The sequence below is a fragment of the Methylobacterium sp. WCS2018Hpa-22 genome, from assembly GCF_031843785.1.
In the GTDB taxonomy this organism is placed as follows: domain Bacteria; phylum Pseudomonadota; class Alphaproteobacteria; order Rhizobiales; family Beijerinckiaceae; genus Methylobacterium.
The window spans coordinates 285,552-296,984 of the sequence record NZ_JAVTJA010000005.1; the positions used below are offsets into that span (position 1 = coordinate 285,552).

Below are 11,433 nucleotides of genomic sequence, written 5' to 3' on the forward strand. Positions count from 1 at the left end.
GCACATTGAGCCTTGAGCTCTCCCCATGCATAAGGATGCCGACGAATGGCTCAGCCCGCGCTGAAAGTTGTGGATTCCCCGATGGTGGACAAGGACAAGGCGAAGGCGATCGATGCCGCGCTGTCCCAGATCGAGCGTGCTTTCGGCAAGGGCTCGATCATGCGACTCGGCAAGAACGATAAGGTGGCGGAGGTCGAGACCGTCTCCACCGGTTCGCTCGGCCTCGACATCGCGCTCGGCGTCGGCGGCTTGCCGCGTGGCCGGGTGATCGAGATCTACGGCCCCGAATCATCAGGCAAGACCACCCTTGCCCTTCACACCATCGCCGAGGCCCAGAAGAAGGGCGGCGTCTGCGCCTTCGTGGATGCGGAGCACGCTCTCGATCCGGTCTATGCGCGCAAGCTCGGCGTGCAGCTCGACGATCTCCTGATCTCGCAGCCCGATACCGGCGAGCAGGCCCTGGAGATCACCGACACCCTGGTGCGCTCGGGCGCTATCGACGTGCTCGTGGTCGATTCGGTGGCGGCGCTCACGCCCCGCGCCGAGATCGAGGGCGAGATGGGCGACAGCCAGCCCGGCCTTCAGGCCCGCCTGATGAGCCAGGCCCTGCGCAAGCTCACGGGCTCGATTTCGCGCTCGAAATGCATGGTCATCTTCATCAACCAGATCCGGATGAAGATCGGCGTCATGTATGGCAGCCCGGAGACGACCACGGGCGGCAACGCACTGAAGTTCTACGCGTCGGTGCGTCTCGACATCCGCCGTATCTCGACCCTCAAGGATCGTGACGAGGCCATCGGCAACCAGGTTCGCGTCAAGGTCGTCAAGAACAAGGTCGCGCCGCCCTTCAAGCAGGTCGAGTTCGACATCATGTTCGGCGAGGGCGTCTCGAAGGTCGGTGAGTTGATCGACCTCGGGGTGAAGGCCGGGATCGTGGAGAAGTCCGGCGCCTGGTTCTCCTATGCGAGCCAGCGCCTCGGCCAGGGCCGCGAGAACTCGAAGGGGTTCCTGCGCGACAATCCGGATATCGCCAACAAGATCGAAGCCGCGATCCGGCAGAATTCGGGATTGCTGGCCGACAAGATCCTCGAGACCGCCAAGCCCACGGCGGACGATCTGGACGAAGGCGAGGCCTGATCGCCTCGTAAGTCATGAAAGAGGCCGTCGCGGACCATCGCGGCGGCCTCTTTCATGTTCGGACTATCCTATCGGTGCGAATCGGCCCGATGCTCGCTCTTTGGTCGATCGCCAAGTCCAGAGACGAGCGCCGCCGAGCGTTCGAAGGGTGCAGCGTTAAGAAACAGGAACGCACGATCGCGGAGCGGGCGTGACTCGACGGTCCGGCCTCCTTATGAGGGCGCAAGCCACGAAGAAGCCTCGGGTTGTCGTCTCGACCGCCCCAAGCGCACGACAGAGTCATTTCACGATGAGCGGCGTCAACGAGATCCGGTCGGCCTTTCTCGACTATTTCGCCAAGGCGGACCACGCCGTGGTGCCGTCGTCGTCCCTCGTTCCCCGTAACGACCCGACCTTGATGTTCACCAATGCGGGGATGGTGCAGTTCAAGAACGTCTTCACCGGCGTCGAGAAGCGGCCTTACAACCGTGCCACCACGGCGCAGAAATGCGTCCGCGCCGGCGGCAAGCACAACGACCTCGACAATGTCGGCTATACCGCGCGCCACCACACCTTCTTCGAGATGCTCGGCAATTTCTCCTTCGGCGATTATTTCAAGCCGCAGGCGATCGAACTGGCCTGGAGCCTGATCACGAAGGAGTTCGGCCTCTCGAAGGACCGGCTCCTCGTCACCGTCTACGCGGATGACGAGGATGCGGCCGGGCTCTGGCGCAAGATCGCCGGCTTCTCCGACGACCGGATCATCCGCATCGGCACGTCGGACAATTTCTGGCAGATGGGCGATACCGGCCCATGCGGTCCCTGCTCGGAGATCTTCATCGATCAGGGCCCCGGATTGCAGGGTGGTCCTCCCGGTTCGCCGGACGAGGATGGCGACCGGTTCCTCGAATTCTGGAACCTCGTCTTCATGCAATACGAGCAGATCGAGCCGGGCAACCGCCTCGCTCTGCCACGCCCCTCCATCGATACCGGCATGGGGCTGGAGCGCATGGCGGCGATCCTCCAGGGCGTCACCAGCAATTACGACACCGATCTGTTCAAGGCGCTGATCGACTCGGTGAGCCACGCCGTCGGCCGTCCCCCCGAGGCAGGAAACGTCGCCTCCTACCGCGTCATCGCCGATCACCTGCGCTCGGTCTCGTTCCTCATCGCCGACGGTGTGCTGCCGTCGAACGAGGGCCGCGGCTACGTCCTGCGCCGCATCATGCGCCGGGCCATGCGCCACCTCGAACTCCTCGGCTCACGCGAGCCAGTGATGTTCCGCCTGGTCCCCACCCTGGTCCGCGAGATGGGTCAGGCCTATCCCGAACTCACCCGCGCCGAGAGCCTGATCTCGGAAACCCTCCGCCTTGAGGAGACCCGCTTCCGCCGTACCCTCGAGCGTGGCCTCGCCATCCTCGATTCGGAAAGCCGTTCGCTGGTTCAGGGCCAGAACCTGTCCGGTGAGACCGCCTTCACCCTCTACGACACCTACGGCTTCCCTCTCGACCTGACGCAGGACGCCTTGAAGGCGCGCGGCATCGGCGTGGACACGGAGGCGTTCGGCCAGGCGATGGAGCGCCAGCGCCAAGCGGCGAGAGCAGCCTGGACCGGCTCCGGGGAATCCGCCACCGAGACGGTCTGGTACGGCATCAAGGAGCGCGTCGGCGCCAGCGAGTTCCTCGGCTACGAGACCGAGAGCGCCGAAGGCATCATCACCGCGATCCTGCGTGAAGGCAGCGAGGTCGACGGCCTGTCGGCGGGCGAGACCGGCCTCGTCCTCGTTAACCAGACACCCTTCTACGCCGAATCCGGCGGTCAGGTCGGCGATACCGGCCTACTCTCTGCCACCGGCCTCAAGGCGCGCGTCACCGCCACGGAGAAAAAGCTCGGCGATCTTTTCGTTCACCACGTCACCGTGGACGAAGGTCGGCTCACCATGGGTCAGCCGGTCGAGCTTGCCGTCGATCATGCCCGACGCTCGGCCATCCGGGCCAACCATTCGGCGACGCATCTGTTGCATGAGGCGTTGCGTCAGGTACTCGGCGACCACGTGGCCCAGAAGGGCTCCCTCGTCTCCCCCGAGCGGCTGCGCTTCGATTTCAGCCACCCCAAACCGCTGGACGAGGCCGAACTTCGCGCCGTCGAGGACATCGCCAACGCCGTGCTGCTGCAGAACACGCCGGTGGTGACCAAGCTCATGGCCCAGGACGAGGCCGTCGCCTCCGGCGCCCGCGCGCTGTTCGGCGAGAAATACGGCGACGAGGTTCGCGTCGTCTCCATGGGGCGTCCGGTCGACAACCAGGGTGAACTCGCCGAGGAGGGCCGGCTCCCGGCCTTCTCCATCGAGCTTTGCGGCGGCACCCATGCGGCCCGTACGGGCGAGATCGGCCAGATCACCGTGCTCGGCGAGAGCGCGGTCGGTGCCGGCGTACGCCGGATCGAAGCCCTGACGGCGGGGACGGCCCGGCGTCACCGCGCCGAGGAAAGCCGCACCCTGAGCCAGATCGCAGGCCTGCTGAAGTCCCAGAGCGCCGACGTGCCCGAGCGACTGAGCGCCCTCATCGAGGATCGCCGTCGCCTGGAACGCGAATTGTCCGAAGCCAAGAAGAAGCTGGCGATGGGCGGCACGTCGGGGGGCGATGACGGCGTCACCGAGATCGCCGGAATCAAGGTGATGGCCAAGGTCGTGGAAGGCGTGGAGACCCGCGACCTCAAGAGCCTGGTGGATGCCGGCAAGAGCCGTATCGGCTCCGGGATCGTCGCTCTGGTCGGGCTGTCGGCCGATGGAAAAGCCGGTCTCGTGGTCGGGGTGACCGCGGATCTCACCGACCGCTACGACGCGGTCGCCCTCGTCAGGGCGGGCGCCGGGCATCTCGGCGGCAAGGGCGGCGGCGGTCGCCGCGACATGGCACAGGCCGGCGGACCGGAAGGATCGGGCGCCCAGGCCGCCATCGACGCAATCCGCGAAGCGCTGTCGGTCAGTTGACGCGTTTCCAGGTCTGCCGCTTGCAGAACACGCTCATTACGCAGCCGGCGACCTCGACGACGTTCGGCCCCTTCACCGTGAGACTTCCCGAATAGGTCTTGCCGTCATTGGGGTTGTAGAGCGAGCCGTCATAGCCGTCCCCTGACGGGGTGCCCGCATTCATGATCTGAATCCCGATGAGGTTGCGCGATTTCAGCGACGCATCGGGGTTCTTGGAGTCCAGCCCCGGACCGGGAACGCTGACGAGCGTGCCGCAATAGCCGCTTCCGCAACGTGCGATCCGCACTTTCGAATCACCGTTCTCCGTCAACCACACCCCGCTCGGGTCGATGCCCTTCTGGGCGAAGGCCGCCCCGGTCATGGCCAGCGCCATCAAAAGCGCAACGGTGGGCCGTGAGGTGACTTGCCTCGACGTCATGATGATCCTTTCTGCTCTCGAATGGTCACGGCGGCCGTCGGATCGGCCCGGCTCTGAAGGAGGCGGGAGTTACCCCTCCGGTACGGGGGGAGCAAGTCGATCGAGGGCTGGGGCATCCCTTGACAGGAAAGCCGTCCACGCGCCTACAGGCACTGTCTGGCGAGGGTTGTATCCAGCGATGCGTGTGATTGAGACAGAAATTCCTGCGGTGAAACGGGTCGTGCCCAATCGTTTCGGCGATGACAGGGGCTGGTTTTCGGAGACCTTCCGGGCGGACATCCTGGCCGAGGCTGGCATCGACGTCGCCTTCGTGCAGGACAACCAATCCTTCTCGGCGCAGACCGGAACCGTGCGCGGCCTGCATTTCCAGCTCGAACCCGCAGGGCAGGCCAAGCTCGTCCGCGTGCTTTCCGGGTCCATCCTCGATGTCGCCGTCGATCTGAGGCATGGGTCCGAGACCTATAGCCGGCATGTCGCCGTCCGGCTCGACGCGGCCGAGGGGGAGCAGCTTTACGTTCCCGTCGGGTTCGCCCACGGGTTCTGCACTCTCGAACCCGACACCATGGTCGCCTACAAGGTGTCGTCCTATTACAGCCGGGCGCATGACCGGAATCTCGCCTGGAACGATCCGGATCTGGCGATCTCCTGGCCGGTCAGCGCGGAAGCAGCAATCCTGTCCGACAAGGACCGGGTGGCGCCGTCCCTCGCCCAATTGGGCACGGTCTTCTGATCGGCGGTCCTTCCACAATTTCAGCGACCGCAGCTTCAGCGACAGGATACGAGCCCGCTGATGCGCGACCACCAGGATTTGTCGACATGGCCAAACCCCAACGCATCTTGGTCACGGGCGGATGCGGCTTCATCGGATCGGCGCTGGTCCTGCACCTCGTCGAGGATCTCGGCCGTGAGGTCGCGACACTCGACTCACTGACCTACGCGGCCAACCCGATCTCGCTGGCGTCGCTCGACCGCAATCCGCGTCACCGGCTCGTCACGGGAGACATCTGCGATCCCGCCGCCGTCCATGCCCTCTACGCCGAGTTCCGGCCCGACGCGGTGATGCATCTCGCCGCCGAGAGCCATGTGGACCGCTCGATCACCGATCCGGGCGCTTTCATCCGCACCAATGTCGTGGGCACGCAGGTGATGCTCGATGGCGCCCGCACCTATTGGGAAAGCCTCGACGGCGCGGCGAGGGCGGGATTCCGTTTCCTCCACGTCTCCACCGACGAGGTCTACGGCTCGCTCCCGCCGGACGGGTTCTTCACCGAGGACAGCCGCTACGACCCGCGCTCGCCCTATTCGGCTTCCAAGGCCGCCTCCGACCATCTGGCGCGGGCCTGGGGGGAGACCTACGGCCTGCCGGTTCTGATCACGAACTGCTCGAACAATTACGGCCCCCGGCATTTCCCGGAGAAGCTGATCCCCCTGATGATCCTCAACGCCCTCGAAGGCCGTCCGCTACCGGTCTATGGCGACGGGCTCAACGAGCGCGACTGGATCCACGTGGAGGATCACGCTCGCGGCCTCGTCGCGGTGCTGGAACGTGGGTCGCTAGGGGAGACCTACCTTCTCGGTGGCCGGTCGGTGCGCAACAACCTTGCGGTGGTGAAGGCTCTCTGCGCTGCCTTCGACCGACTGCGGCCGGAGCATGGCCCGCATGAGCGCCTGATCTCGTTCGTCGCCGACCGTCCGGGCCATGACCGGCGCTACGCCATCGACCCTGGCAAGGCCGAGCGGGAAATCGGCTGGACCCCCACCAAATCCTTCGAGGACGCGCTCGAGGAGACCGTACGGTGGTATCTCGACAACGAAGCCTGGTGGCGTCCGATCCGCGAGGGCCGCTATACCGGCGAGCGCCTCGGCCTCGGCACACCTGCCGCGAAGGCCTGAGATGAATATTCTGATCCTCGGCGGGGCGGGCCAGGTCGGCACCGAGCTGCAGGCCTCCCGGCATTGGGGCGCGGGTGTGACGCTCGTCGCCCCGACCCGTACCGAACTCGACATCACGGACGCTGCGGCCGTGGCGCGGATCTTCACCGAGCGCACCATCGGGGCGGTGGTGAACGCCGCCGCCTACACAGCCGTGGACAAGGCCGAGTCGGAGGTGGTGGAGGCCTGGCGCCTCAACGCCCTGGCTCCCGCCATCTTGGCGGCCGAGACGGCGCGGCGAGGCATCCCCCTCGTCCACGTCTCCACCGATTACGTCTTCGACGGCACCGGTTCGGGCGCCTACACGTCCGACGCGCCGATCGGCCCGACGAGCGTCTACGGCGCCAGCAAGGCCGCTGGGGAGATGGCGGTCCGCACCGCCAATCCGCGTCACGCGATCCTGCGCACGGCCTGGGTCGTGAGCCCGCACCGGGGCAACTTCGTGAAGACGATGCTGCGGCTCGCCGCCGAGCGGGATGCGCTGAACGTCGTGAACGACCAGCGCGGCTGCCCGACCTCCGCCGCCGATCTCGCCGACGCCCTCGCGGACATCGCCCTGCGTCTCGCCGCCGACAGCGACGCGCCCACGGGCACGCACCATTTCGTCAATGCGGGTGCCACCACCTGGCACGGTTTCGCGCAAGCCATCGTCGCAGGTTCGGTCGCGCGCGGGGGCCGGAACGTTCCGGTCAACGGCATCCCCACGAGCGCCTATCCGACGCCGGCGCGGCGGCCCGCCAACTCGGAATTGTCGACGGAGAGCCTGACGAAAGCCTACGGGCTGACTCCGCGCCCTTGGCAGGCCGCCCTGGACGACATTCTCGACCGGCTGATCGGCCCCGCGCCTCACTTAGCAGAGACCAGATCATGAAGGGTATCGTTCTCGCCGGCGGGTCCGGCACGCGGCTCCATCCGGCGACCTTGTCGATCAACAAGCAGCTTCTGCCCGTCTACGACAAGCCGATGATCTATTATCCGGTCTCGGTGCTGATGCTCGCCGGCATCCGCGAGATCCTGATCATTTCGAGCCCGGAGCATCTCGGCAATTACGAGCGCCTGTTCGGCACCGGCGAACAGTTCGGCCTCTCCTTCAGCTACGCGGTCCAGCCCCGTCCGGAAGGCCTCGCCCAGGCCTTCACCATCGGTCGCGACTTTGTCGGCTCGGACGATGTCGCCCTGGTTCTGGGGGATAATCTGTTCTTCGGCTCGGGCATGAGCGCCATGCTGAAACAGGCGCGCGAACGCGAGACCGGCGCGACGATCTTCGCCTATCACGTGGATCACCCGGAAGCTTACGGCGTGGTCACGCTCGACCGCGAGGGGCGGCCGCTGCGCATCGTGGAGAAGCCATCGGTGCCGGAAAGCCCCTGGGCGGTGACTGGCCTCTACTTCTACGACAACCGTGTGCTCGACATCGCCGCTGCCGTGAAGCCCTCGGCGCGCGGCGAATTGGAGATCACATCCGTCAACCAGGCCTATCTCGATCTCGGCGAACTCCATGTGCAGCGCATGTCGCGCGGCTATGCCTGGCTCGATACGGGGACGCATGACAGCCTGCTGGAGGCGGGCGAGTTCGTGCGCACGCTGCAGAACCGGCAAGGCCTGCAGGTCGCGTGCCTGGAGGAGATCGCCTATCTCCAGGGCTTCATCGACAAGGCGCAGCTGATCGCGCGCGGCGAACTCTTCGCCAAGACCGCCTACGGCCAGAACCTGCTAAAACTGTCGAAGCTCGACCCGGAATCCCGCCTCGACGAGTGAGCGGCTAGGGGTCGCCGATTGCCAGGATGGCGCCCGTATAGGTCTCGCTGACTTCGCAGATCGGGCGTCCGGATCGATCCGACAGGATCGCCTCGATGGCGAAGACCTGCTCGGACGGGCCGGGAACACCCGCATCCTGGGGCCATAATCGAAGCAGGCGCAGGTTTCGCCGTCTGGGGAACAGGGTGTGGACCACCCGGCCGAAGGGAATCTCGGTCTCGTCGAGGAGCAGGTTCATCTCTCTCGTCAGACGAGCCGGGACGTACCAGTTCTCGGCCTGGGAGAGAACATGGCCTCCCCAGCTCAGCCGAACGTGCCGGTACCGGACCACTTCCCCGTCGGAGAGGTCGAGCCTTTGACCCTGCACAGGGCTCGGCTGTCGTTCGGGACCCACGACCCGCGTCGCCACCAGATTGGCGCTTGAGGCGAGCCGACGCTCCCGGCACCAGCCTTCCAGCACGGATGTCGCGCTGTCGCCGCCGAGGAGCCGCGCGCTCAGGGTCTCGATCAGCGCCTCGGCCGTTTCCGTAGAGCAGGAGGCGAGGGGGGCATGCGGTCCGGCGGGAAGGGTCATGGCTTCGACCTATCATGCAGCCGAAACCGACACACGCCATGATCGGGCGCCTGTCCCCGCTGGGAAAGCGGGCGCGCAGGAACTCATCAGCGTCTCGGCATCCTTGGCGGGATGGAAGGGAGGGCCTGCTACTCAGGGCGGGAAGCGCCTTGGTGTGGGATCGTCACATGCCGCCCGCGCCGATGAGCGTGAGGCCCGTGACCTGCGAACACCACCGATCGGCAGAAATCACCATGGGCGACGATCCACGTTTTATTTAAGTGGATTTGATCTCATCGCTCGATAACAGTCTAGATCCGCATCGTGACACGAATTTATAACTCAAAGTTTCATCAAACCAGAGAGACTCAAATGGCGGTGGTGAACCTGACTCAAAATTCCGACGTCTACGTTAACCTGCTTGGGCGAAGTGACACGATCAACGGTCTATCCGGCGATGATATCATCTCGGGTCGGGACGGGAACGACGTGATCGACGGTGGGGCGGGTTTCGACATCGCCAATTACATGGATGATTACGAGGCCAAGGGCATCAAGGGCGTCATCGTCAATTTCGCCACCGGCAAGGCCACCGACGGGTTCGGCAATACCGATACGCTGATCGGCATCGAGGCGACGATGGGATCGCGGCTCGCCGACCGGTTCACGGGAGGCAATAAAGCCCTGGACAGCGCGGGAGAGTATTTCTACGGGCTCGCCGGCACGGACATCATCGATGGCGGCAGCGGCTTCGACGAAGCCCGCTACGATCGGGATGCAGGGTTCGGCGGCAAGAAGGGCGTCACCGTCAACCTCACGACCGGCAAGGCCATCGACGGGTTCGGGAATGTCGACACGCTCCGTAACATCGAATCGGTGCGGGGCACCGCATTTGCCGACCGGCTTTCGGGAGGGGACACCGATCCCGTCGGCCCGAACAACTTTTTCCTCGGTCTCGGCGGGAATGACGTCATCGATGGTGGCTCGGGCTACGACGAGGTGCGCTACGACAAGGACGTCAATTTCGGTGGCACGCGCGGCGTCATCGTGGACCTCGCCGCGGGAAAAGCCACCGACGGGTTCGGAGCGACCGACACGCTCCGCAACATCGAAGGCGTGCGCGGCACGCAATACGCCGACTCCCTGCACGGTAACGATTCGAACGACCGGAGCTTCGATAGCCTGATCGGCCTCGGCGGCGGCGACACGCTCGACGGCGGCGGCGGCAACGATGCGGTCCGCTACGACAGGGATGCGAGTTTCGGCGGAGCCCAGGGCGTCACAGTCGATCTCGCCAAGGGCATCGCGACGGATGGGTTCGGCTATCGCGATACGCTCATCAGCATCGAGGTCGTGCGGGGCACGCAGTTCACCGACATGCTGACAGGCGGCAATGCGGCGAGCGCCGCCTACGAAGGCTTCTACGGACTTGGGGGTAACGACACGATCGCCGGCGGTAGGGGGTTCGACGAGATCCGCTACGACCGGGATGTGGATAATGGCGGCACCCGGGGCGTCGTCGTGAACCTGGCCACTGGCACGGCGACGGACGGTTTCGGCAATACCGATACGCTATCGGGGATCGAGGCAGTCGTAGGCACGGCTTCCGCCGACCGTCTGACCGGCGACGGGCTGGCGAACCGCTTCACGGCGCAAGGCGGCAACGACGTCCTGGATGGCGGAGCCGGGCTGGACACGATCGATTTCCGAAACGACGATCTCGCCGGGGCCACCCACGGCGCGGTCGTGGATCTCGGTGCCGGCACGGCCACCGACACCTATGGCGGCACCGATAGCCTGATCTCGATCGAATCGGTTTCCGGATCGGTCTTCGCCGACACGATGACCGGTAGCAAGGTGGCGAACACGCTCGTGGGCAATGCCGGCGGCGACCGCCTCGACGGAATGCTGGGTAAGGATATCCTGACCGGAGGGACGGGAAGCGACACGTTCCGTTTCAGCACCGCCTTCACCGCGGCCAATCTCGACCACATCACGGATTTCGCAACCGCCGATACGATCGAGATCGCGCGGACGATCGTGCCGGCACTGCCCATCGGGACATTGGCCGCCGCCGCGTTCAAGGACCTGTCCACCGGCGCGGTGAATGCCGACGACCGCATCCTCTACGACCGGACCACCGGGACCGTGTCCTACGACAAGGATGGTAGCGGCAGCGCCCTGGCGGTGACCTTCGCCGTCCTCGATCAGCCGATCACGCTCACCAATCTCGATTTCCACATCGTCTGAACGGACGTATCATCCCTGTCGGGCGCGTCGTCCTACACGGCGCGGCCGGTATGCCGATATCCCAGATAAGCTTGAGGGATGTCGTACTTCGTCCGCTCGCGGCGCATGAGGCCGGACTATCGAAGAAAGCGAATGGTGGAGCCTAACGGGATCGAACCGATGACCTCTTCCATGCCATGGAAGCGCTCTCCCAGCTGAGCTAAGGCCCCACATTCCGAAACAATCGTGACATCGTCTCACGATCGTCGTCATCATCGGTGAACACCACCGAGATCTGCTGTTTCCGGCTCGTCGAAGGCCGCATCTCGCGACCACATCGACGACTCGGACGAAAAGAAATGGTGGAGCCTAACGGGATCGAACCGATGACCTCTTCCATGCCATGGAAGCGCTCTCCCAGCTGAGCTAAGGCCCCAC

9 protein-coding genes and 2 tRNA genes are annotated in these 11,433 nt (G+C 65.2%); 7 read left to right on the plus strand and 4 right to left on the minus strand.

Annotated elements, in window-relative coordinates; genetic code table 11:
• The first annotated feature begins 45 nt into the window (after positions 1-45).
• Complete coding sequence (gene recA / locus RQI43_RS09355; RefSeq protein ID WP_056432636.1) at positions 46-1,137, plus strand: recombinase RecA; 1,092 nt, start codon at positions 46-48, stop codon at positions 1,135-1,137.
• A 289-nt stretch (positions 1,138-1,426) separates the two neighbouring features.
• On the plus strand, positions 1,427-4,105 hold the full coding sequence (alaS, locus tag RQI43_RS09360) for an alanine--tRNA ligase (RefSeq protein WP_311274972.1): 2,679 nt from the start codon (positions 1,427-1,429) through the stop codon (positions 4,103-4,105).
• Here the strand turns inward: alaS and RQI43_RS09365 are convergent.
• Complete coding sequence (locus RQI43_RS09365; protein ID WP_311274973.1) at positions 4,098-4,478, minus strand: DUF2147 domain-containing protein; 381 nt, start codon at positions 4,476-4,478, stop codon at positions 4,098-4,100. The genes alaS and RQI43_RS09365 overlap by 8 nt on opposite strands.
• A gap of 223 nt (positions 4,479-4,701) precedes the next feature.
• Between RQI43_RS09365 and rfbC the strand changes: the two genes are divergently transcribed.
• From rfbC to rfbA, 4 genes are all read left to right on the plus strand, one after another.
• Positions 4,702-5,253, plus strand: coding sequence for a dTDP-4-dehydrorhamnose 3,5-epimerase (rfbC, locus tag RQI43_RS09370; protein ID WP_311274974.1), 552 nt, complete (start codon positions 4,702-4,704; stop codon positions 5,251-5,253).
• 86 nt (positions 5,254-5,339) lie between these two features.
• A complete protein-coding gene (gene rfbB, locus RQI43_RS09375) occupies positions 5,340-6,416 on the plus strand; it encodes a dTDP-glucose 4,6-dehydratase (protein ID WP_311274975.1) in 1,077 nt (358 codons plus the stop codon).
• A 1-nt stretch (position 6,417) separates the two neighbouring features.
• Positions 6,418-7,326 carry a dTDP-4-dehydrorhamnose reductase gene (gene rfbD / locus RQI43_RS09380; protein ID WP_311274976.1) on the plus strand — a complete coding sequence of 303 codons (909 nt, stop codon included), beginning with the start codon at positions 6,418-6,420 and terminating at the stop codon, positions 7,324-7,326.
• On the plus strand, positions 7,323-8,213 hold the full coding sequence (gene rfbA, locus RQI43_RS09385; protein WP_056432662.1) for a glucose-1-phosphate thymidylyltransferase RfbA: 891 nt from the start codon (positions 7,323-7,325) through the stop codon (positions 8,211-8,213). The genes rfbD and rfbA overlap by 4 nt, the downstream gene beginning before the upstream one ends.
• Before the next feature lie 4 nt (positions 8,214-8,217).
• Here the strand turns inward: rfbA and RQI43_RS09390 are convergent, their stop codons facing one another.
• Positions 8,218-8,787, minus strand: a complete 570-nt coding sequence (locus RQI43_RS09390) for a hypothetical protein (protein ID WP_311274977.1) — start codon at positions 8,785-8,787, stop codon at positions 8,218-8,220.
• Positions 8,788-9,138: 351 nt separating this feature from the next.
• Here RQI43_RS09390 and RQI43_RS09395 point away from each other — a divergent pair, with 351 nt between their 5' ends.
• Complete coding sequence (locus RQI43_RS09395) at positions 9,139-11,016, plus strand: calcium-binding protein (RefSeq protein WP_311274978.1); 1,878 nt, start codon at positions 9,139-9,141, stop codon at positions 11,014-11,016.
• Positions 11,017-11,149: 133 nt separating this feature from the next.
• On the opposite strand, the gene RQI43_RS09400 is transcribed toward RQI43_RS09395, so the two are convergent.
• Positions 11,150-11,225: transfer RNA gene (locus tag RQI43_RS09400), tRNA-Ala, on the minus strand.
• 130 nt (positions 11,226-11,355) lie between these two features.
• Positions 11,356-11,431, minus strand: a tRNA-Ala gene (locus RQI43_RS09405).
• Between the last annotated feature and the right edge of the window lie 2 nt (positions 11,432-11,433).

What these genes read in the sequence shown, in the direction of transcription:
- rfbD (WP_311274976.1), top strand. Translation starts at nt 6,418, where the DNA reads ATGAATATTCTGATCCTCGGCGGGGCGGGCCAGGTCGGCACCGAGCTG.
- rfbC (WP_311274974.1), top strand. Translation starts at nt 4,702, where the DNA reads ATGCGTGTGATTGAGACAGAAATTCCTGCGGTGAAACGGGTCGTGCCC.
- alaS (WP_311274972.1), top strand. Translation starts at nt 1,427, where the DNA reads ATGAGCGGCGTCAACGAGATCCGGTCGGCCTTTCTCGACTATTTCGCC.
- RQI43_RS09395 (WP_311274978.1), top strand. Translation starts at nt 9,139, where the DNA reads ATGGCGGTGGTGAACCTGACTCAAAATTCCGACGTCTACGTTAACCTG.
- RQI43_RS09390 (WP_311274977.1), bottom strand. Translation starts at nt 8,787, where the DNA reads ATGACCCTTCCCGCCGGACCGCATGCCCCCCTCGCCTCCTGCTCTACG.
- rfbA (WP_056432662.1), top strand. Translation starts at nt 7,323, where the DNA reads ATGAAGGGTATCGTTCTCGCCGGCGGGTCCGGCACGCGGCTCCATCCG.
- rfbB (WP_311274975.1), top strand. Translation starts at nt 5,340, where the DNA reads ATGGCCAAACCCCAACGCATCTTGGTCACGGGCGGATGCGGCTTCATC.
- RQI43_RS09365 (WP_311274973.1), bottom strand. Translation starts at nt 4,478, where the DNA reads ATGGCGCTGGCCATGACCGGGGCGGCCTTCGCCCAGAAGGGCATCGAC.
- recA (WP_056432636.1), top strand. Translation starts at nt 46, where the DNA reads ATGGCTCAGCCCGCGCTGAAAGTTGTGGATTCCCCGATGGTGGACAAG.